Annotated in this window: 18 protein-coding genes; 15 read left to right on the top strand and 3 right to left on the bottom strand. The window is 59.4% G+C overall.

Annotated elements, in window-relative coordinates; translation table 11 throughout:
• Window position 1: 1 nt before the first annotated feature.
• The 3 genes from RTH46_RS21575 (at window position 2) to RTH46_RS21565 (ending at window position 1,497) form a co-directional block, all read left to right on the top strand.
• Complete coding sequence (locus RTH46_RS21575; protein WP_316906574.1) at window positions 2-496, top strand: hypothetical protein; 495 nt, start codon at window positions 2-4, stop codon at window positions 494-496.
• 107 nt (window positions 497-603) lie between these two features.
• Window positions 604-858, top strand: a complete 255-nt coding sequence (locus RTH46_RS21570) for a YkgJ family cysteine cluster protein (RefSeq protein ID WP_153786592.1) — start codon at window positions 604-606, stop codon at window positions 856-858.
• A gap of 33 nt (window positions 859-891) precedes the next feature.
• On the top strand, window positions 892-1,497 hold the full coding sequence (locus RTH46_RS21565; RefSeq protein WP_316906573.1) for an START domain-containing protein: 606 nt from the start codon (window positions 892-894) through the stop codon (window positions 1,495-1,497).
• Window positions 1,498-1,584: 87 nt separating this feature from the next.
• On the opposite strand, the gene gltA is transcribed toward RTH46_RS21565, so the two are convergent.
• Window positions 1,585-2,874 (bottom strand): citrate synthase, encoded by a 1,290-nt coding sequence (gltA, locus tag RTH46_RS21560; RefSeq protein ID WP_110993995.1) that lies wholly within the window; start codon window positions 2,872-2,874, stop codon window positions 1,585-1,587.
• Window positions 2,875-3,225: 351 nt separating this feature from the next.
• On the opposite strand from gltA, the gene sdhC reads away from it, so the two are divergent.
• The 9 genes from sdhC to sucD all read left to right on the top strand — a co-directional run bounded on the left by sdhC (window position 3,226) and on the right by sucD (window position 14,566).
• The gene (gene sdhC / locus RTH46_RS21555; protein ID WP_110993994.1) at window positions 3,226-3,612 is read left to right on the top strand and encodes a succinate dehydrogenase, cytochrome b556 subunit; all 387 of its coding nucleotides are present in this window, start codon (window positions 3,226-3,228) and stop codon (window positions 3,610-3,612) included.
• The gene (sdhD, locus tag RTH46_RS21550) at window positions 3,606-3,974 is read left to right on the top strand and encodes a succinate dehydrogenase, hydrophobic membrane anchor protein (protein WP_316906572.1); all 369 of its coding nucleotides are present in this window, start codon (window positions 3,606-3,608) and stop codon (window positions 3,972-3,974) included. The genes sdhC and sdhD overlap by 7 nt, the downstream gene beginning before the upstream one ends.
• Before the next feature lie 3 nt (window positions 3,975-3,977).
• Entirely contained in the window at window positions 3,978-5,750 is a 1,773-nt protein-coding gene (gene sdhA / locus RTH46_RS21545; protein WP_110993992.1) for a succinate dehydrogenase flavoprotein subunit, read from the top strand.
• 11 nt (window positions 5,751-5,761) lie between these two features.
• Window positions 5,762-6,466 (top strand): succinate dehydrogenase iron-sulfur subunit, encoded by a 705-nt coding sequence (locus RTH46_RS21540; protein WP_008091906.1) that lies wholly within the window; start codon window positions 5,762-5,764, stop codon window positions 6,464-6,466.
• A gap of 246 nt (window positions 6,467-6,712) precedes the next feature.
• Window positions 6,713-9,544, top strand: coding sequence for a 2-oxoglutarate dehydrogenase E1 component (locus tag RTH46_RS21535; RefSeq protein ID WP_153786594.1), 2,832 nt, complete (start codon window positions 6,713-6,715; stop codon window positions 9,542-9,544).
• Between the two features lie 42 nt (window positions 9,545-9,586).
• On the top strand, window positions 9,587-10,810 hold the full coding sequence (gene odhB, locus RTH46_RS21530) for a 2-oxoglutarate dehydrogenase complex dihydrolipoyllysine-residue succinyltransferase (RefSeq protein WP_153786595.1): 1,224 nt from the start codon (window positions 9,587-9,589) through the stop codon (window positions 10,808-10,810).
• Window positions 10,811-10,906: 96 nt separating this feature from the next.
• The gene (lpdA, locus tag RTH46_RS21525; RefSeq protein ID WP_012273351.1) at window positions 10,907-12,343 is read left to right on the top strand and encodes a dihydrolipoyl dehydrogenase; all 1,437 of its coding nucleotides are present in this window, start codon (window positions 10,907-10,909) and stop codon (window positions 12,341-12,343) included.
• 172 nt (window positions 12,344-12,515) lie between these two features.
• Window positions 12,516-13,682, top strand: coding sequence for an ADP-forming succinate--CoA ligase subunit beta (gene sucC / locus RTH46_RS21520; protein ID WP_008091914.1), 1,167 nt, complete (start codon window positions 12,516-12,518; stop codon window positions 13,680-13,682).
• Window positions 13,682-14,566 carry a succinate--CoA ligase subunit alpha gene (gene sucD, locus RTH46_RS21515; RefSeq protein ID WP_003254203.1) on the top strand — a complete coding sequence of 295 codons (885 nt, stop codon included), beginning with the start codon at window positions 13,682-13,684 and terminating at the stop codon, window positions 14,564-14,566. Before sucC ends, sucD begins: the two co-directional genes overlap by 1 nt.
• Window positions 14,567-14,623: 57 nt before the next feature.
• On the opposite strand, the gene lanM is transcribed toward sucD, so the two are convergent.
• The gene (lanM, locus tag RTH46_RS21510) at window positions 14,624-17,659 is read right to left on the bottom strand and encodes a type 2 lanthipeptide synthetase LanM (protein WP_316906571.1); all 3,036 of its coding nucleotides are present in this window, start codon (window positions 17,657-17,659) and stop codon (window positions 14,624-14,626) included.
• Between the two features lie 122 nt (window positions 17,660-17,781).
• Entirely contained in the window at window positions 17,782-17,937 is a 156-nt protein-coding gene (locus RTH46_RS21505) for a hypothetical protein (RefSeq protein WP_178125802.1), read from the bottom strand.
• A 488-nt stretch (window positions 17,938-18,425) separates the two neighbouring features.
• Between RTH46_RS21505 and RTH46_RS21500 the strand changes: the two genes are divergently transcribed.
• From RTH46_RS21500 to RTH46_RS21490, 3 genes are read left to right on the top strand one after another with little or no spacing between them, the layout of a single operon-like run.
• Window positions 18,426-19,199: a hypothetical protein gene (locus RTH46_RS21500; RefSeq protein ID WP_316906570.1), complete on the top strand. Its 774-nt coding sequence runs from the start codon at window positions 18,426-18,428 to the stop codon at window positions 19,197-19,199.
• Complete coding sequence (locus tag RTH46_RS21495) at window positions 19,196-19,843, top strand: transposase (protein WP_153786598.1); 648 nt, start codon at window positions 19,196-19,198, stop codon at window positions 19,841-19,843. The genes RTH46_RS21500 and RTH46_RS21495 overlap by 4 nt, the downstream gene beginning before the upstream one ends.
• A gap of 32 nt (window positions 19,844-19,875) precedes the next feature.
• Complete coding sequence (locus RTH46_RS21490; protein ID WP_153786599.1) at window positions 19,876-20,076, top strand: hypothetical protein; 201 nt, start codon at window positions 19,876-19,878, stop codon at window positions 20,074-20,076.
• Window positions 20,077-20,457: the final 381 nt, after the last annotated feature.

Raw genomic sequence — 20,457 nt, 5'->3', positions numbered from 1 at the left:
CATGAACGCGCTTCGCCTTCTGGCACTGATTCTGTCCCTATCCTTACCCTGGTATTCGGGGGGCTTGGTGTACGCCGCGCAACCGCCGGCCAAGGAGCAGGTACAGCAGGGCAAGGCTGCCAAGCCGGTGAGCAAGGTGGCGGCGAAACCTGCTGCCAAAGCGCCAGCCAAGCTGGCGGTCAAGCCCAAGCCCAAGCAGAAGTCTGTCACTCGCAGCAAGGGCGTGAGCAAGGTGGCCAGTCAACCTGTGCCCGCCGCGAAGCTTGACCTCAGTCTGCCGACCGACATGGTCAAGCACCTCAAGCCGGACATTGGCGATGCGCCGTCGCCCCGCAAGCCATTGCTGCCTTCCATGTTCAGCGGAAAACCGGTCACCGATGACAGCCCGTTCCAGCTCAATGGTCGGCTGATCAGCAATGAAATGCAGCTGCAGCTGCGCAACGACAGCCGTCGCGATGTAGAGGGCGCGGCCATCGAATTCGAATTCCGCAACTGACTGCCGGGTCACTGCTGATTTCATCGGCTCGGCAATTTCAAACGTATGTTTGAGCGGTTAGTATCCAGGGATGTTCGTCCCGCTTTGCTCCTGGGAGTCCTGTTGTCATGAAATGCCGTGAGGGCTGCGGTGCCTGCTGCATCGCCCCGTCCATCAGTTCAGCCATCCCGGGCATGCCGCAAGGCAAGCCGGCTGGCGAGCGCTGCCTGCACCTGTCCGCCGACAACCTTTGTGCCCTGTTCGGCAAGCCCGAACGGCCGAAGGTGTGTGGTGGCTTCAAGGCAGAGGTGGATGTCTGCGGCAGTGATCGTGACGAAGCCATTCGCATCATTGGTTGGCTGGAGCAAATGACGGCGGCGTGACTGTGCGGATCTTCTACAACAAGGAACAAGATAATGAGATCGTTCAAGCGTGTTGCTGTGTTGTGTGGCCTGAGTGTGCTGTTGGCGCCGGCAGCCTGGGCTGAAAGCTGGCAGGTGGCCAAGGACGAGGACGGCATCAAGGTGTCGCTGAGCGAAGTGCCGGGCTCAAAGTACAAGGCTTACCGTGGTGTAACGCTGATCAAGGCACCGCTGGCCAAGGTCAGGGCGCTGCAGGAGGACGTGGCCGGGGCCTGTGCCTGGGTGCATGAGTGCAAGTCGCAGAAACTGCTCAAGCATGAAGGTGACCAGAGCTGGACCTACACCCAGTTCAATACGCCGTGGCCGGTGACTCCGCGTGACTCGGTATTGCATATCACCACGGTCCAGGGGAGCGACGGCAGCTTGACTCGCACCCTCGAAGAGCAGCCCAAGTACCTGCCGGAAGAAAGCGGCTATGTGCGTGTTGCCCAGGTGCAAGGTTTCTGGAAGCTGGTGCCCAAAGGTGACAGTACCGAAGTGACCTACCAGGTGCACACCGAGCCAGGTGGCAGCGTGCCGTCGTGGCTGGCCAACAAGTTCGTGGTGGATGCGCCGTTCAATACCCTCAAAGGGCTGCGCGAAAAGGCCGAGAAGCCCTGAGCTGTCAGCGGTCACCTGTGTACTGCTGGATCGCAACGAAAAAGGCCGCCCCGAGGGGCGGCCTTTTTTGCGTTCGGCTCGGAAGGCTTACTTGCGGTCCTTCAGCTCGACGATGTCGCGCTTCTCGTAGCCGGTGTACAGCTGGCGCGGGCGGCCAATCTTGTACGGGCTGGAGAGCATTTCCTTCCAGTGCGAGATCCAGCCCACGGTACGTGCCAGGGCGAAGATCACGGTGAACATGCTGGTCGGGATGCCGATGGCCTTGAGGATGATGCCCGAGTAGAAGTCCACGTTCGGGTACAGCGAGCGCTCGACGAAGTACGGATCGGTCAGGGCAATCTCTTCCAGGCGCATGGCCAGTTCGAGTTGCGGATCGTTCTTGATGCCGAGTTCGCTGAGGACTTCGTCGCAGGTCTTCTTCATCACGGTGGCGCGCGGGTCGCGGTTCTTGTACACGCGGTGACCGAAGCCCATGAGCTTGAACGGATCGTTCTTGTCCTTGGCCTTGGCGATGTACTTGTCGATGTTCGAGACATCGCCAATTTCATCGAGCATGGTCAGTACGGCTTCGTTCGCACCGCCGTGGGCCGGGCCCCACAGTGCGGCGATGCCGGCAGCGATACAGGCGAACGGGTTGGCACCCGAGGAGCCTGCCAGGCGCACGGTGGAGGTGGAAGCGTTCTGCTCGTGGTCGGCGTGGAGGATGAAGATCCGGTCCATGGCCTTGGCCAGCGTCGGGCTGATCGGTTTGATCTCGCACGGCGTGTTGAACATCATGTGCAGGAAGTTTTCCGCGTACGACAGGTCGTTGCGCGGGTACATCATGGGCTGGCCCATGGAGTACTTGTAAACCATCGCGGCCAGGGTCGGCATCTTGGCGACCAGGCGCACCGCGGAGATTTCGCGGTGTTGCGGGTTATTGATGTCCAGCGAGTCGTGATAGAACGCCGACAGGGCGCCGACCACGCCGCACATCACCGCCATCGGGTGGGCGTCGCGACGGAAGCCGTTGAAGAACGACTTCAGCTGTTCGTGAACCATGGTGTGGTTCTTGACGGTGCTGACGAACTGGGCCTTCTGCTCGGCATTCGGCAGTTCGCCGTTGAGCAGCAGGTAGCAGGTTTCGAGGTAGTCCGATTGTTCGGCCAGTTGCTCGATCGGGTAGCCGCGGTGCAGCAGCACGCCCTTGTCACCATCGATGTAGGTGATCTTCGACTCGCACGAAGCGGTCGCCATGAAGCCGGGGTCGAAGGTGAAGTGGCCGGATGCCCCCAACCCGCGGACGTCGATAACATCAGGACCAACGGTGCCGGTTAAAATGGGCAGCTCGACGGGGGCATTGCCCTCGATGACCAACTGCGCTTTTTTGTCAGCCATGTGGCCTCCTATTAATGCTTGAAATCATCAGACAGACCCCCCACGCAGGGCCCGCACCACTATAGAGGGATAAATTCGAATGTCAATTTGCCTAAAGGCTGGTTGAAACGCCCTCTGAGGCCTGATTTTTCACGAAATTCTCGCCCGTTTACGCCTTTTGTTCACTAAAGGCAATGCGCTATTCGGGCGAGTCCCTTGCGTTGTCATAAGCAGCCTAACTGTCTATACTCGGCAGCCGACTCCCAGAGGCTTTCAAGCCTGCCCTGCTGGGTGTCGTGCTCTCCTGGGTGGTGGGTACCTGACCAGTACACTTACCAACAACTTTGCCCTGTTCGCTAGGGGCTCTTCAGTGTGAAAAAAGCCGTGAAAAGCCAACGACCTGTAAACCTAGACCTAAGGACCATCAAACTCCCGATCACCGCATACACGTCCATTCTTCACCGTATTTCCGGCGTCATCCTGTTCCTCGGCATTGCCATCATGCTGTACGCATTGGGCAATTCGCTGGGTTCCGAGGAAGGCTTTGCCGAGGTGAAGGCGTGTCTGACCAGTCCGCTGGCCAAACTGGTGACCTGGGGCCTGCTGTCCGGCCTGCTGTACCACCTCGTCGCAGGTGTGCGCCACCTGATCATGGACATGGGTGTCGGTGAGACGCTGGAAGGCGGCAAGCTGGGCTCGAAAATCGTGATCGTCATCTCCGTGGTGCTGATCGTTCTGGCAGGAGTTTGGGTATGGTAACTAACGTCACGAACCTCTCGCGTTCGGGCCTCTACGACTGGATGGCGCAGCGCGTCTCGGCGGTCGTTCTCGCGGCTTATTTCATCTTCCTGATCGGCTACCTCGCCGTTCACCCAGGGATCGACTATGCCCAGTGGCACGGTCTGTTCACCAACAACGCGATGCGCATCTTCAGTCTGCTGGCACTCGTCGCTCTGGGCGCTCACGCCTGGGTCGGCATGTGGACCATTGCCACCGACTACCTGACGTCGATGGCGTTCGGCAAGTCGGCGACTGCGATCCGTTTCCTGTTCCAGGCTGTATGCGGCGTTGCGATGTTCGCGTACTTCGTCTGGGGTGTGCAGATTCTCTGGGGTATCTGATTCATGGCTAACATTCCAACCATTTCGTTCGACGCCATCATCATCGGTGGCGGCGGCGCAGGCATGCGCGCAGCGCTGCAACTGGCTCAAGGCGGCCACAAGACTGCCGTAGTCACCAAGGTGTTCCCGACCCGTTCGCACACCGTTTCCGCCCAGGGCGGCATCACCTGCGCCATCGCTTCGGCCGACCCGAACGACGACTGGCGCTGGCACATGTACGACACCGTCAAGGGCTCCGACTACATCGGTGACCAGGACGCGATCGAATACATGTGTCAGGAAGGCCCGGCTGCGGTCTTCGAACTGGACCACATGGGTCTGCCGTTCTCGCGTACCGAAACCGGCCGCATCTATCAGCGTCCGTTCGGTGGCCAGTCCAAGGACTTCGGTAAGGGTGGCCAGGCCGCCCGTACCTGCGCAGCTTCCGACCGTACCGGTCACGCGCTGCTGCACACCCTGTACCAGGGCAACCTGAAGGCAGGCACCACCTTCCTTAATGAGTACTACGCCGTAGACCTGGTGAAGAACCAGGACGGCGCATTCGTCGGTGTGATCGCGATCTGCATCGAAACCGGCGAAACCATGTACATCAAGTCCAAGGCCACCGTGCTGGCCACTGGCGGTGCGGGCCGTATCTACGCCTCCACCACCAACGCCCTGATCAACACCGGCGACGGTATCGGCATGGCCCTGCGTGCCGGTGTGCCGGTGCAGGACATCGAGATGTGGCAGTTCCACCCGACCGGTATTGCCGGCGCCGGTGTACTGGTTACCGAAGGCTGCCGTGGTGAAGGTGGCTACCTGATCAACGCCCACGGCGAGCGCTTCATGGAGCGTTACGCGCCGAACGCGAAGGACCTGGCTGGCCGCGACGTGGTTGCCCGTTCCATGGTCAAAGAGATCATCGCCGGCAACGGCGTGGGCCCGAACAAGGACCACGTACTGCTGAAGCTGGACCACCTGGGTGAGGAAGTGCTGCACAGCCGCCTGCCTGGTATCTGCGAGCTGTCCAAGACCTTCGCCCACGTCGACCCAGTGGTCGCGCCGGTGCCGGTCATCCCGACCTGCCACTACATGATGGGTGGTGTTGCCACCAACATTCATGGTCAGGCCATCACCATGGACGCCGAAGGCAAGGACCACATCATTCCAGGCCTGTTCGCCGTAGGCGAAGTGGCGTGCGTATCGGTTCACGGTGCCAACCGCCTGGGCGGCAACTCGCTGCTCGACCTGGTGGTGTTCGGCCGTGCTGCCGGCCTGCACCTGGAAAAAGCCCTGAGCGATGGTGTCGAGTACCGTGACGCCAGCGACACCGACGTCGACGTTGCCCTGAACCGTCTGAGCAAGCTCAACGAGCGCACCACCGGTGAAGACGTTGCCAGCCTGAAGCGCGAGCTGCAGAGCTGCATGCAGAACTACTTCGGTGTATTCCGTACCGGCGAATACATGCAGAAGGGTATCGAGCAGTTGGCCGGTCTGCGTGACCGCATCGCCAACGTCAAGATCAACGACAAGTCCCAGGCCTTCAACACCGCGCGTATCGAAGCGCTGGAGCTGCAGAACCTGCTGGAAGTTGCCGAAGCTACCGCCATTGCGGCCGAAGCCCGTAAAGAGTCCCGCGGCGCGCACGCCCGTGAAGACTTCGAAGACCGTGACGACGAAAACTGGCTGTGCCACACCCTGTACTACCCGGGTGAGAAGCGCGTTGCCAAGCGCGGCGTCAACTTTGCGCCGAAGACCGTTCCGGCCTTCGAGCCAAAAATCCGGACTTACTAAGGGTGGCTGCTATGTTGAAAGTCGAAGTTTACCGCTACAACCCCGACACCGACTCGGCGCCCAAGATGGAGTCGTTCGACGTCGATACCGGCGGCAAGGACCTGATGGTTCTGGACGTGCTGGCACTGATCAAGGAAAAGGACGAGGGCTTCTCGTACCGTCGCTCCTGCCGTGAAGGCGTGTGCGGTTCCGATGGCATGAACATGAACGGCAAGAACGGCCTGGCCTGCATCACCCCGCTGTCGGGCGTGGTCAAGGGCAACAAGCTGGTCCTGCGTCCGCTGCCAGGCCTGCCGGTCATTCGTGACCTGGTGGTCGATATGAGCATCTTCTACAAGCAGTACGAGAAGGTGAAGCCATTCCTGCAGAACGACACCCCGGCTCCGGCCATCGAGCGTCTGCAGTCGCCGGAAGAGCGTGACAAGCTGGACGGTCTCTACGAGTGCATCCTGTGCGCCTGCTGCTCGACCTCCTGCCCATCGTTCTGGTGGAACCCGGACAAGTTCCTGGGCCCCGCCGCACTGCTGCAGGCCTACCGTTTCCTGGCCGACAGCCGCGACACCAAGACTCAGGAGCGCCTGGCGTCCCTGGATGACCCGTTCAGCGTATTCCGCTGCCGCGGGATCATGAACTGCGTGAACGTTTGCCCGAAGGGTCTGAACCCGACCAAGGCAATCGGCCACGTACGTAACATGCTGCTGCAAAGCGGCACCTGATTCAAAGCGTTGTACCAGCAGTAAGCCGAGGTGCGGGTGGTGAGCCCGCACTGAGGTAAAACTCGGGCAAGGGCCCACAAAGCCCGCGCCCATTACCTATGAAGATATGAGACCAGCAGGGGCTTTCCGGGCTGGTACCCGGAAAATCAGCAAGATCCAAGTGGCGTGGTTCAGTCGCTGTGTTCGGACTTTTCCAGGTTTGCTGTGGCTCTCGCCGATCAGTCCCCTAACCGAGGGTGACCAAGCATGCAAGAAAGCGTGATGCAGCGCATGTGGGATAGCGCCCACCTTTCAGGTGGTAACGCTGCATATGTGGAAGAGCTTTATGAGCTCTACCTGCACGACCCTAACGCTGTGCCAGAAGAGTGGCGCACTTACTTCCAGAAGTTGCCCGCCGACGGCAGCACCGCTACCGATGTATCGCACTCGACAATCCGCGACCATTTCGTATTGCTGGCAAAGAACCAGCGCCGCGCCCAACCGGTTTCCGCCGGGAGCGTGAGCTCAGAACACGAGAAGAAGCAGGTTGAAGTGCTGCGACTGATCCAGGCCTATCGTATGCGCGGCCATCAGGCTGCCAAGCTCGACCCGTTGGGGTTGTGGCAGCGTCCTGCGCCCGTAGACCTGTCGATCAATCACTACGGCTTGACCAATGCCGATCTTGATACGACCTTCCGTGCCGGCGACCTGTTCTTCGGCAAAGAGGAAGCGAGCCTACGCGAAATCTTCGAAGCGCTGCAGAAGACATATTGTCGCACCATTGGCGCCGAGTTCACCCACATCGTCGATTCCGAGCAGCGCAGCTGGTTCCAGCAGCGTCTGGAAAGCGTGCGTGGCCGTCCAGAATTCTCCGCCGACGTGCAGGCACACCTGCTCGAGCGCGTCACGGCCGGTGAGGGCCTGGAGAAGTACCTGGGCACCAAGTACCCAGGCACCAAGCGCTTCGGCCTGGAAGGCGGCGAAAGCCTGATCCCGATGCTCGACGAGATGATCCAGCGTTCCGGCTCGTACGGCACCAAGGAAGTCGTGATCGGCATGGCCCACCGTGGCCGCCTGAACGTGCTCGTCAACACCTTCGGCAAGAACCCGCGCGAGCTGTTCGACGAGTTCGAAGGCAAGAAGATGAACGAGCTGGGCTCCGGTGACGTGAAGTATCACCAGGGCTTCTCCTCCAACGTGATGACCCCGGGTGGCGAAGTTCACCTGGCCATGGCGTTCAACCCTTCCCACCTGGAAATCGTCTCGCCAGTGGTGGAAGGTTCGGTGCGTGCCCGTCAGGACCGTCGCAATGACACGGTCGGTGACAAGGTGCTGCCGATCTCGATCCACGGTGACGCCGCATTCGCCGGCCAAGGCGTGGTGCTGGAAACCTTCCAGATGTCGCAGACCCGCGGTTTCAAGACCGGCGGTACCGTGCACATCGTGATCAACAACCAGGTTGGTTTCACCATCAGCAACCCGCTGGACTCGCGTTCCACCGAGTACTGCACCGACGTCGCCAAGATGATCCAGGCGCCGATCCTGCACGTGAACGGTGATGACCCGGAAGCCGTGCTGTTCGTGACCCAGCTGGCCATTGACTACCGCATGCAGTTCAAGCGTGACGTGGTCATCGACCTGGTCTGCTACCGTCGTCGCGGCCACAACGAGGCTGACGAGCCGAACGGCACCCAGCCGCTGATGTACCAGCAGATCACCAAGCAGCGCACCACCCGCGAGCTGTATGCCGATCAGCTGATCAGCGCCGGCCGTATCGACGCCGAGCGTGCTCAGGCCAAGATCGACGAATACCGCAACGCCCTGGACAACGGCCTGCACGTGGTCAAGAGCCTGGTCAAGGAGCCGAACCGCGAGCTGTTCGTCGACTGGCGCCCATACCTGGGCCATGCCTGGACCGCGCGTCACGACACCCGTTTCGACCTCAAGACCCTGCAGGACCTGTCGGCCAAGCTGCTCGAGCTGCCGGAAGGCTTCGTCGTCCAGCGTCAGGTGTCGAAGATCTACGAAGACCGTCAGAAGATGCAGGCCGGTGGCTTGCCGATCAACTGGGGTTATGCAGAGACCATGGCCTACGCCACCCTGCAGTTCGAAGGTCACCCGATCCGCATGACCGGCCAGGACATCGGCCGTGGCACCTTCTCGCACCGTCACGCGGTGCTGCACAACCAGAAGGACGCCAGCACCTACGTACCGCTGCAGAACCTGTTCCCGGGCCAGCCGAAGTTCGAGCTGTACGACTCCTTCCTCTCGGAAGAAGCAGTACTGGCCTTCGAATACGGCTACTCGACCACCACGCCGAACGCACTGGTGATCTGGGAAGCCCAGTTCGGCGACTTCGCCAACGGTGCGCAAGTGGTGATCGACCAGTTCATCACCAGCGGTGAGCACAAGTGGGGCCGCCTGTGCGGTCTGACCATGCTGCTGCCACACGGTTATGAAGGGCAGGGCCCGGAGCACTCCTCCGCGCGTCTGGAGCGTTACCTGCAGCTGTGCGCCGAGCACAACATCCAGGTCTGCGTACCGACCACCCCGGCACAGATCTACCACCTGCTGCGCCGGCAGGTCATCCGTCCGCTGCGCAAGCCGCTGATCGTCCTGACGCCGAAGTCGCTGCTGCGCCACAAGCTGGCCATCTCGACCTTGGAAGACCTGGCAGAAGGCTCGTTCCAGACCGTGATCCCGGAAATCGACAGCCTCGATCCGGCCAAGGTCGAACGCCTGATCCTGTGCAGCGGCAAGGTCTACTACGACCTGCTGGAAAAACGCCGTGCCGAAGGCCGCGAAGACATCGCCATCGTGCGTATCGAGCAGCTGTATCCGTTCCCTGAGGACGACCTGATCGAAATCCTCGCGCCTTACACCAACCTCAAGCATGCAGTGTGGTGTCAGGAAGAGCCGATGAACCAGGGCGCCTGGTACAGCAGCCAGCACCACATGCGCCGTATCCTGGGCCGCCACAACAAGGCACTGGTCCTGGAATACGCCGGCCGCGACGCTTCTGCCGCGCCAGCCTGTGGTTACGCTTCGAAGCACGCCGAACAGCAGGAAAAACTGCTGCAAGACGCCTTCACTGTCTAACGCCTTCGCGCACCTGAAACCGAATTTAAGGAAACACAGATAATGGCTATCGAGATCAAAGCCCCAACCTTCCCGGAATCGGTTGCCGATGGCACCGTTGCCACCTGGCACAAGCAGCCGGGCGACGCCGTCAAGCGTGACGAGCTGATCGTCGACATCGAGACCGACAAGGTCGTCCTGGAAGTGCTGGCCACCGCCGACGGCGTGCTGGGCGCCATCGTCAAGGGCGAGGGCGACACCGTCCTGTCCGACGAAGTGCTGGGTTCGATCGTTGAAGGCGGCGCTGCTGCCGCTGCACCTGCCGCCGCCGCTGCCCCGGCTGCCGCTCCGGCTGCCGCTGCCGCCGACGCTGGCGAAGACGACCCGGTCGCCGCTCCAGCCGCGCGCAAGCTGGCTGAAGAGAACGGCATCGACCTGGCTACCGTTGCCGGCACCGGCAAAGGCGGCCGCATCACCAAGGAAGATGTGGTTGCTGCCGTTGCCAACAAGAAGTCGGCACCTGCCGCCGCTCCGGCTGCCAAGCCTGCTGCCGCTGCCGCCGCTGTCGTGGTTGCCGCTGGTGACCGCACCGAGAAGCGCGTGCCGATGACCCGCCTGCGCGCCAAGATCGCCGAGCGTCTGGTCGAAGCCCAGTCGAACATGGCCATGCTGACCACCTTCAACGAAGTCGACATGACCGAAGTCATGGCCCTGCGTTCGAAGTACAAGGACCTGTTCGAGAAGACCCACAACGGCGTACGCCTGGGCTTCATGTCGTTCTTCGTCAAGGCCGCTACCGAAGCGCTGAAGCGCTTCCCGGCAGTCAACGCCTCGATCGACGGCAACGACATCGTCTACCACGGCTTTGCTGACGTCGGCGTTGCCGTCTCCAGCGACCGCGGTCTGGTGGTTCCGGTTCTGCGTAACGCCGAGTCGATGAGCCTGGCAGAAATCGAGAACGGCATCGCCACCTTCGGCAAGAAAGCCCGTGACGGCAAACTGTCGATCGAAGAGATGACCGGCGGTACCTTCACCATCACCAACGGTGGTACCTTCGGCTCGATGATGTCGACTCCGATCGTCAACCCGCCGCAGGCTGCCATTCTCGGCATGCACAACATCATCCAGCGTCCGATGGCCGTCAACGGCCAGGTGGTAATCCGCCCGATGATGTACCTGGCGCTGTCCTACGATCACCGCCTGATCGACGGCAAGGAAGCGGTAACCTTCCTGGTGACCATCAAGAACCTGCTGGAAGATCCGTCTCGCCTGCTGCTGGACATCTAATCGCGCAGCTGCAAGCCGCAAGCCGCAAGCTTCAAGTAGAAGCCTGCGGGTCTTGCAGCTTGCAGCTTGCCGCTTGAAGCTAAAAAGGAATCTTTTATGACCCAGAAATTCGACGTAGTGGTGATTGGTGCAGGTCCTGGCGGCTATGTTGCCGCCATCAAGGCTGCCCAACTCGGTCTGAAGACTGCCTGTATCGAGAAGTACACCGACGCCGAGGGCAAGCTGGCCCTGGGCGGCACCTGCCTGAACGTAGGTTGCATTCCTTCCAAGGCGCTGCTGGACAGCTCCTGGAAGTACAAGGAAGCCAAAGAAAGCTTCAACGTCCACGGTATCTCCACTGGCGAAGTGAAGATGGACGTTGCCGCGATGGTTGGCCGCAAGGCCGGCATCGTCAAGAACCTGACCGGCGGTGTTGCCACCCTGTTCAAGGCCAACGGCGTTACTTCGATCCAGGGCCACGGCAAACTGCTGGCTGGCAAAAAAGTCGAAGTCACCAAGGCTGACGGCACCACCGAAGTCATCGAAGCCGAGAACGTGATCCTGGCTTCCGGCTCGCGTCCGATCGACATTCCGCCGGCTCCGGTCGACCAGAACGTCATCGTCGACTCCACCGGCGCCCTGGAATTCCAGACCGTTCCGAAGCGCCTGGGCGTTATCGGTGCCGGCGTAATCGGCCTGGAGCTGGGCTCGGTCTGGGCTCGCCTGGGTGCTGAAGTCACCGTGCTGGAAGCCCTGGACACCTTCCTGATGGCTGCCGACACCGCCGTGTCGAAAGAAGCCCAGAAGACCCTGACCAAGCAAGGCCTGGACATCAAGCTGGGCGCTCGCGTCACCGGCTCGAAAGTCAACGGCAACGAAGTCGAAGTGACCTACACCAACGCCGAAGGCGAGCAGAAGATCACCTTCGACAAGCTGATCGTCGCGGTCGGCCGTCGCCCTGTGACCACCGACCTGCTGGCCGCCGACAGCGGCGTGACCATCGACGAACGTGGCTACATCTTCGTCGACGATCACTGCGCCACCAGCGTACCGGGCGTGTTCGCCATCGGTGACGTGGTTCGCGGCATGATGCTGGCCCACAAGGCCTCGGAAGAGGGCATCATGGTCGTCGAGCGCATCAAGGGCCACAAAGCCCAGATGAACTACGACCTGATCCCGTCGGTTATCTACACCCACCCGGAAATCGCGTGGGTCGGCAAGACCGAACAGGCGTTGAAAGCCGAAGGCGTTGAGGTTAACGTGGGCACCTTCCCGTTCGCGGCCAGCGGCCGTGCGATGGCAGCCAACGACACCGGTGGTTTCGTCAAGGTCATCGCCGATGCCAAGACCGACCGCGTACTGGGTGTGCACGTGATCGGCCCGTCCGCTGCCGAGCTGGTTCAGCAGGGCGCGATCGCAATGGAATTCGGCACCAGTGCCGAGGATCTGGGCATGATGGTCTTCAGCCATCCAACCCTGTCCGAAGCGCTGCATGAAGCAGCGCTGGCAGTGAATGGCGGTGCCATTCACGTCGCCAACCGTAAGAAGCGTTAATTATAAGAAACCACGGCGGGCTGCCCGTCGTGGGTCTTGCGTGCAAGACTCACCGCGGAACGTCCGCCGGACCGGATCACACGGGAAAACCCGGGGTCAACGGTCACAGGTGGTGCGGCGCCAGTAATGGCGCAGCGCCGAAGCGCAGTACCTAACGAAGACGGTAAAAAGCATGAATCTTCACGAGTATCAGGGTAAGCAGCTGTTCGCTGAATACGGCCTGCCAGTTTCCAAGGGTTTCGCAGTCGACACCCCTGAAGCTGCAGCAGAAGCCTGCGACAAGATCGGCGGTTCCGAGTGGGTTGTAAAAGCCCAGGTTCACGCGGGTGGTCGCGGTAAAGCGGGCGGCGTCAAGCTGGTTCGCAGCAAAGAGGACGCCAAGGCGTTCGCTGCCCAGTGGCTGGGCAAGCGTCTGGTGACCTACCAGACCGACGCCAACGGTCAGCCAGTGACCAAGATCCTGGTCGAATCCTGCACTGACATCGCCAAAGAGCTGTACCTGGGCGCTGTAGTCGATCGCTCGAGCCGCCGCATCGTGTTCATGGCTTCCACCGAAGGTGGCGTGGACATCGAGAAGGTCGCTCACGAAACTCCTGAGAAGATCATCAAGGCGACTATCGATCCGCTGGTCGGCGCTCAGCCGTTCCAGGGTCGTGAACTGGCATTCCAGCTGGGTCTGGAAGGCAAGCAAGTTGCACAGTTCGCCAAGATTTTCGTAGGCCTGGCCAAGCTGTTCAAAGAACACGACCTGGCCCTGCTGGAAGTCAACCCGCTGGTCATCAAGGCCGACGGCGACCTGCACTGCCTGGATGCGAAGATCAACATCGACGCAAACGCCATGTACCGTCAGCCTAAGCTGAAAACCTTCCACGACCCGTCCCAGGACGATCCTCGTGAAGCCCACGCAGCCAGCTTCGAGCTGAACTACGTCGCGCTGGAAGGCAACATCGGCTGCATGGTCAACGGTGCCGGCCTGGCCATGGGTACCATGGACATCGTCAACCTGCACGGCGGCAAGCCAGCCAACTTCCTCGACGTTGGCGGCGGTGCCACCAAAGAGCGCGTTACCGAAGCGTTCAAGATCATTCTGTCCGACAGCAATGTCGCGGCCGTTCTGGTCAACATCTTCGGCGGCATCGTTCGCTGCGACATGATTGCCGAAGGCATCATCGGTGCAGTGAAAGAAGTCGGCGTTAAAGTTCCGGTCGTCGTTCGCCTCGAAGGCAACAACGCTGAACTGGGCGCTAAAGTACTGGCAGAAAGCGGTTTGAACATCATTGCGGCAACCAGCCTGACCGACGCTGCTCAACAAGTTGTAAAAGCTGCGGAGGGCAAGTAATGAGCGTCCTGATCAATAAAGACACCAAAGTCATCTGCCAGGGCTTCACCGGCTCGCAGGGTACTTTCCACTCCGAACAAGCCATCGCCTACGGCACCAAGATGGTCGGCGGCGTTACCCCGGGCAAGGGTGGCACCACCCACCTGGGCCTGCCGGTGTTCAACACCGTCAAGGAAGCTGTTGAAGCCACCGGCGCTGACGCTTCGGTGATCTACGTTCCGGCTCCGTTCTGCAAAGACTCGATCCTGGAAGCCGCTTTCGGTGGCATCAAGCTGATCGTCTGCATCACCGAGGGTATCCCTACCCTCGACATGCTGGACGCCAAGGTCAAGTGCGACGAGCTGGGCGTTACCCTGATCGGCCCTAACTGCCCAGGTGTGATCACCCCGGGCGAGTGCAAGATCGGCATCATGCCAGGCCACATCCACCTGCCAGGCAAGGTCGGTATCGTGTCGCGTTCCGGCACCCTGACCTACGAAGCTGTCAAGCAGACCACCGACGCCGGCTTCGGCCAGTCGACCTGTGTCGGCATCGGCGGTGACCCGATCCCAGGCTCCAACTTCATCGACATCCTGAAGCTGTTCCAGGAAGACCCGAAGACCGAAGCGATCGTCATGATCGGTGAGATCGGCGGTTCGGCTGAAGAAGAGGCCGCGGCCTACATCAAGGCCCACGTGACCAAGCCAGTGGTTTCCTACATCGCTGGTGTGACCGCTCCTGCGGGCAAGCGCATGGGCCACGCTGGCGCCATCATTTCCGGCGGCAAGGGCACTGCGGACGAGAAGTTCGCCGCACTGCAGGACGCTGGTGTGAAAACCGTGCGTTCCCTGGCTGACATCGGCAAGGCCCTGGCCGAGCTGACTGGCTGGGAAGCCAAGAAGTAAGTAACACGTAGTACCCCCCACGCAGACAAAGGCCACCTTCGGGTGGCCTTTGTTTTTTCAGTGGGCATCTGCAACGAGCGGGCTTGCCGTGAAATCCAGCGACAGTACGTCCGGCAGAGCAGGATCAAGCTGTTTGAGCAGGCAGTAACCGATACCGGAGATTCCGGTCATCAACCCCAGTTCGGGGTAGCTGTCCTCGGTAATCGCCGGGTTAGCGAGAAAATCACGTGTGACTGCGCCCAGCCATGGGTGCGTTTTCTCCAGGGCAACGATATCGCCCTGCGCGCGATAGAAGGCTTGCAAGCACATCAAGTTGCCGAAGTCGCCATGGCACAAGCCATAGCCGCTTCCCTGGCCGTAGTTGTAGATATTGTCGAGGCAGCATTCGATATCGGCCTGTATCTCGCTCAGGAATGCGGATGAAAGCCGCTCGCCCATACTCGAGAGCACTGCCTGCCTGGCTAGCAATATGCCCGCATCACCATGGCACCATTTGCTCATGCTCTGCGAAGTGCGGCATTCACGCAGGTCGAGCCAGCAGCCATTCTGCTTTAGGGTGTTCTCGGCGCGGACGTACTGCTCGACCCGAGCGATGATCTGGTTGTCCTGTGTCGCTTCATAGGCCTTGCAAAGCGCAAGCACCGCGCCAGAAATGCCATGCGCCAGGCCGCTGAGTGTGGGGGAGCCGTCGCGATTTTGCAGTGCGCCGTTTGCGGTTGGTTGCAGTGCATCGCAGATGTGTTGCACGCGTAGCCTGATCGCCCGTTCGAGTTGCGCCTGCGGCGCATGCCTGTGGAGTGCGCTGAGCAGGCTGAGAGTACCGCAGCTGCCGGCTATAAGGTCGCTTTCGCAGCTCTCGGTAGGTGGCGCGCATAGGGCCGTGGTCAATGCAGACAGCTGTTGGTCATAGGCGTCGGTCGGCGCCAGTATCTTGCGGTGCCAGATAAGGTAGAGATAGCCACCGAGCCCCTGAAAGGCGCTGAGGTTACTGTCGCTGTCGAAGTGACGTTGTGTTTGCGCGACAGAGCGGATGATCCGATCGGTTGTGTCCAGGTAGGCAGGGTTGGCCGTGATGCGGTAAAGCCCCAGGTAGAACAGCCCTATGCCAGCCATGCCGGAATACAGGTCGTTGTTCATCACCGTCAGGTAGGGCTTGAGCGTGGTGTGATTGGTCTTGAATGCCAACCAGCGCAGGCCGCCGTCGTCGCCCTCGATTACCAATTGTTGCAGGCGCTTGGCGATGGCTTGGGCGCCGAGCAGTGCTTCCCCGGGAAGCATTGCGAATGCCTGGTTTGCGTTATGCGCCATGTTCATCGGCCAATCGCTGACAGCGCCAGGTGCCAGGCATTTAACCAGTACGGCACGCTGCAGGTTTCTGCTGGCTGGGGAGAAGCCAAGCAGCTTGTTGCGGCACGCTTGCAAAGGGCTTTGTTCAAGTGTGAGAAGCGCATCCGTGTTTGTTGAAGGCCTGAACGATGCATCCCCGATCTGCAGCGTGAAGCGCGGAATGTTCAGGCTTCGGAGTTCATCCACCTCTGTCCTGAATGCTGCCTCTTTCAGTGGGTTGCCTTTGGCTTCCGACCAAAGCGTAGCGAGCAGGAGTTCGCGATCCATCCGGCTTTGCAGGAAGCGCGGGTGCAAACTCATTGCAAGAAAGTCGACGTAGCGCTGGGTGTTCTTTATCAGCAAGCGCGTGGTGAGCCCGTCGGCGTGCCGATCCAGATGCATCGCCAACTTCTGCTTGTGTTGGCTGATGGCCTCATACGCGAACTCGAAGCCTTCCAGTAGCTCTTTAAGATAGTGCCTTGCAGACAGGTCGCTGCCTGCCGCAAAGGGCTGGTGCATGACTACGGCGTCGTGGTCTGTGCTGGTCTTGCGCAGATGATAGAAGCCATTTTCGTGAACCAGTGTATTCACGCGAATGCTGAAGCGGCATTGTGGAGTCAGCCCGCTTACGTCATTTCCGACATGCTGGGCGAAAGGAACGAAGCCACTCGAGAAGACCGAATCACGCACGGTTTGCAGCGCGTCTTTCAAGGAGGCTTGCGTAGTGGTGGTATCGATGGCTGTGCCCAGCGGTGCGGTAAACAGGCATTCCAGATCAATCATCACCGGGCTGCAGCCATGGGCGATGATGTTTTCAAAGTGGAAGTCGATGCCGTTCAGGGCGTGGATAACGGCTATCTGCGCGCCGAGGCGATGATAGAACAGGGCGTAGTGGGTTGCGCTTTGGCAGCGCAGATGCAGGACTTTTTCTGTCCAGCAATGATCTGAGCACAAAAGCGACCTGGGCTCATGGGCCTGGAACCAGTCACTGCCGGTCAGGTTGCATAGCAGTGACAGCGTGGCCTGGTAAAAAGCCGACTCATTGTTGTTACGAGGCTTGTAGATCAGGGTTCTGTGAGTGGTGTTGACCTCGCAGACCGTCTGGAAATGACCGTGCGGGTCACCCAGGCCCAGCGTGATACGTTCGATCTTGCCAAGGCCATCTGAAAAGCGATCATTGAGTGGCTCATGGTCGTCCATGAAGTGCTGGACGATGCGGATCAGGTAAGCGTTGATGTCCAGCAGCGTTTGAAACAGCAGATCGAACAGTACAGGGTAATTTGCTGCAAGGGAGGCAATGACCGATCTGTCTTTCAACGCGGCCGAGAACCCAGCAAGGTCACTGAGCGCATGCTGTTGAATGCCAATATTCAGGGCATGGGTCAATGCGGCCTCGGAAATACGCCGCACGGTGTTAATGACGTAGTGCCTGATACTGCTTAGCACGCGCCGCAGGTTCAAGTGTTCAATGACGGGGAGCAGGTCTGGGTGGCGGATGAATGTCCGCCGGAAATACACATAAAAGCGTTGTTCAAACCAAAAGAATGGCGATGCATTACAAGGGGGGCTAGTGCGGAGCGTGATGTTCAACAGCTTTTGCAGCTCTCCCTCAAACGATATTTTCCTGGGCTTGAGTCGGTTATTGCCATCCATTTCCAATTCATCGCGCATGCGTTCAAGCAGTTGCGAACGGTTCAAGCCAAAATAGGCCTGTAGGTTGCTGTCATCGGGGTGCAGCAGCTTGAGGTTGGCGCTGAACAGTGCCATCGATTCTTCGTTTGGGGTAATTGCCGGTAGGGAAGGGTTATTCACATTGTGCCCTTTGACGACGTTTGCGGGTTCAGCAGCGCCGGGCAACGCGTAACGCTGATTGCCCGGCTACGGCAAGGTTATGCTGCTACGCAGAGCATCGAGGTGCAGCCGCCTAACGTTTCGCACTCCAGCACAGTGGCGACGGCCATTTCGTGGTTAGCTGGTTGTACAGCCTGGTACGCAGCAAAGTCGCTTGCAATGTCGCCGGACATGTTCAGGATTTCTTCGTTCATACAGACCTCAGGTTTGTTATGCATCGGAATTGATGCACCATCAAGATAGCCAGTACTTATAAGGGATTGAAAGGGGAAGTATTTCCTTAGAACTCACATTGCATGCTTATCGCCCAGAGGGGCGTCGGTCTGCAAGCGTTCAGGTCAACGTCGCTTCAGGTTTCAGTAGGGCGGGGTATGTTCAGGATTCCTTCATTTACATGCAGTTCAGGTTTGTCATGCGCCGGAATTGATGCGTCAACCAATTAGGCGGAACTTATTGGAAATTTAATTGAGGATGTACTGCCTTGGTTTTCATGTGGCATGTCCATCTAGCAGGGCTGAGTGGCTGGAAAGCCTAGAGGTAAGTTACATATGGGCTCGCGTGCACAAAGGCCACCTTCGGCTGGCCTTTGTCGTTTACGGGTGGGTGTTTCCATCTTATTCCGCAAGTGTGCGTCGGAGATTATCTATTCATGGAGTCAGATTGACGGAATACGATACGAATCATGGACGCACTACTACGTGGGAACCCAGAGCCGCAGATACTGCTGGAGCATGTTCGTTGCACCGATATGCGCGCGCTCATTACCAAAGCGTGGCTTACATTCAAGCAACAGGTGATCGAAAAGCCTGAATCAGAACGCAGGGCACTGTTGTGCGGTGCGGTCAGCCACTTTGCTGAACGCTTGCGCCTGAATGCCCGTGAGGATGGCGCGGTACTGGATATCGCGAGGGTACACACCCGTGCCGACCATCTTTATTCAACGTCCGGATACAGTATTTGGTTTGCGCCAGCGGGCTTCAGCTATGAACTGCAGCTTTACAGCCAGGGCGAAACCCAACTGAGTGCGCCGCGCAGGGTGACAGTTACGCCTCAAGCGCCGCTGCTGGTGACAGGTGGGCTTACCGTCGTTGATACCTGTCTCGCCGACACCGATGGGCATCTGGTATTCAGCATCAACCTGCCGATATCCGGAAGCGATATCCAGGTATTCGAACGCCAGAGCCTGTCTCGCATTGCCTGGTTCCCCGCCGATAGCGAAGTGCCTCGCTACCTGTTGCTGCTCGAAGCTTTGGAAAACATGGGCGACCCCGGGCTCGAACGGGTAGCCGGTGAGTTGCTCTATCACCACCATCCCGCGGTGCGTTGGCAGGCATTTCTACAACTGATGCGTTTTACACCTGAACACCTTGAGCATTACTGCGAAGTGCTCAATGGGCTGGCAGACCCGGGCCTGCGACAGATGCTGTCGGACTATCTCGCGAGGAAACCAGCATGAAATTGGCAACGTTCATCGAGCGCCTGGAAGGCTATGACCTGCAAACCGATCAGTTGCAGATAGGCAAGGACCTGCAGGCACTGGCGCAGAATCGTGGCCTGTTGGGGGAGTGCATGTACGAGCACATCCAGCAGCATGGCTTCAGTCGCGGGGATCAAGCCTACAACGCCTATGGCTTTGCTTTGTATGCCTCGTCGCGTTTCTCCCTGAGGATGACCATATGGCTGCCAGCGGATGCAGAGGCGGAAAGGCAAACATTTATTTATGGCTTGCCGCATACCCACGACTTCGATCTGTATGCGGTCGGTTATCAGGGCGATGGTTACCGAACCGTCAAATACCCTGTGCTCAATGCTGAGCAGGTTGACGCACACACCGCCCCATTGATAGGGGCTGCGGAAGTCGTCCAATTGAGCCCGGGTACTCTGCTGCACATGCGTGCCTTCGACGATCTGCACTATCAGCTTCCCCCCGAGCAATTCTCGGCCTCGCTGGCACTGATGATCGCCGTGCCAGAGGCCCAGCGCGCAGGACGACAAGAGTGGTGTTTTGATCGAAACCTGCAACCCATCTACTCAGGCCTCGGTTCGCAGGAGACCCATGTCTACCAGCGAATAGAGGCACTGTGGCAAGCACATCAATAACGATGTAACCCATAAAACAAAGGAATGAAACCATGAACAAACCTGCTTGGGCCCAGGCCCGCCTTTACAACGCCGGTAGCGAAATCATGCACCAGACAGGCACCGACTCGAATATCGAATGCAGTAGTGGTGGTGGCTTCTACCCTGGGGTGCGCTACAACTTCGGTAATATTCATGAGATCAAGCGTTTCTGGCAGGCGGCCAAGGCAGGTTCCGCCTCTGGTCACGCCTGATGCTCGAGCAGGGTCTTAAGGGCAAGCCGGCGCCCTCAAGACCCTGCTTGTGGTCGTGCCCAAGTCATGACCAAGGCGATGCTGATTGCGTTGGTCGCGGCGCTCGATCGATTTCATGGGCTTTCTCGCACAGACAGCGCAGATGCCTGACAGAATTCCTGCCATCACAGAGTCATCCAGACGACAAACACATACGCACATCGGACAAGCAGCACCCTTGCAGTGCGTTTAGTGGGTAAAACGGTTACCCTACGCGTTCACTCTGTGCCCGTGCCCCAAAAGGGAACGACACGCTAAACGGGTCTGGCTCATCAAGCCGGGCAACATTTCCCTCATTCATGGGGAAATTCCCTCACGAACCCCGATTTCAGCAGTGTGGTA

The sequence above is a fragment of the Pseudomonas sp. zfem004 genome, from assembly GCF_032621715.1.
GTDB classification, from domain to species: domain Bacteria; phylum Pseudomonadota; class Gammaproteobacteria; order Pseudomonadales; family Pseudomonadaceae; genus Aquipseudomonas; species Aquipseudomonas sichuanensis.
The sequence above is the reverse complement of the archived record's forward strand: the minus strand, read 5'-3'. Positions and strand labels throughout refer to the sequence as shown.

Bases quoted from the DNA above. Each gene is read 5' to 3' on its own strand.
- lanM (WP_316906571.1), bottom strand. From the start codon at position 17,659: ATGGCACTGTTCAGCGCCAACCTCAAGCTGCTGCACCCCGATGACAGC.
- RTH46_RS21500 (WP_316906570.1), top strand. From the start codon at position 18,426: ATGGACGCACTACTACGTGGGAACCCAGAGCCGCAGATACTGCTGGAG.
- RTH46_RS21565 (WP_316906573.1), top strand. From the start codon at position 892: ATGAGATCGTTCAAGCGTGTTGCTGTGTTGTGTGGCCTGAGTGTGCTG.
- odhB (WP_153786595.1), top strand. From the start codon at position 9,587: ATGGCTATCGAGATCAAAGCCCCAACCTTCCCGGAATCGGTTGCCGAT.
- RTH46_RS21495 (WP_153786598.1), top strand. From the start codon at position 19,196: ATGAAATTGGCAACGTTCATCGAGCGCCTGGAAGGCTATGACCTGCAA.
- sucC (WP_008091914.1), top strand. From the start codon at position 12,516: ATGAATCTTCACGAGTATCAGGGTAAGCAGCTGTTCGCTGAATACGGC.
- RTH46_RS21575 (WP_316906574.1), top strand. From the start codon at position 2: ATGAACGCGCTTCGCCTTCTGGCACTGATTCTGTCCCTATCCTTACCC.
- sucD (WP_003254203.1), top strand. From the start codon at position 13,682: ATGAGCGTCCTGATCAATAAAGACACCAAAGTCATCTGCCAGGGCTTC.
- gltA (WP_110993995.1), bottom strand. From the start codon at position 2,874: ATGGCTGACAAAAAAGCGCAGTTGGTCATCGAGGGCAATGCCCCCGTC.
- lpdA (WP_012273351.1), top strand. From the start codon at position 10,907: ATGACCCAGAAATTCGACGTAGTGGTGATTGGTGCAGGTCCTGGCGGC.
- RTH46_RS21490 (WP_153786599.1), top strand. From the start codon at position 19,876: ATGAACAAACCTGCTTGGGCCCAGGCCCGCCTTTACAACGCCGGTAGC.
- RTH46_RS21505 (WP_178125802.1), bottom strand. From the start codon at position 17,937: ATGAACGAAGAAATCCTGAACATGTCCGGCGACATTGCAAGCGACTTT.
- sdhD (WP_316906572.1), top strand. From the start codon at position 3,606: ATGGTAACTAACGTCACGAACCTCTCGCGTTCGGGCCTCTACGACTGG.
- RTH46_RS21570 (WP_153786592.1), top strand. From the start codon at position 604: ATGAAATGCCGTGAGGGCTGCGGTGCCTGCTGCATCGCCCCGTCCATC.
- RTH46_RS21535 (WP_153786594.1), top strand. From the start codon at position 6,713: ATGCAAGAAAGCGTGATGCAGCGCATGTGGGATAGCGCCCACCTTTCA.
- RTH46_RS21540 (WP_008091906.1), top strand. From the start codon at position 5,762: ATGTTGAAAGTCGAAGTTTACCGCTACAACCCCGACACCGACTCGGCG.
- sdhA (WP_110993992.1), top strand. From the start codon at position 3,978: ATGGCTAACATTCCAACCATTTCGTTCGACGCCATCATCATCGGTGGC.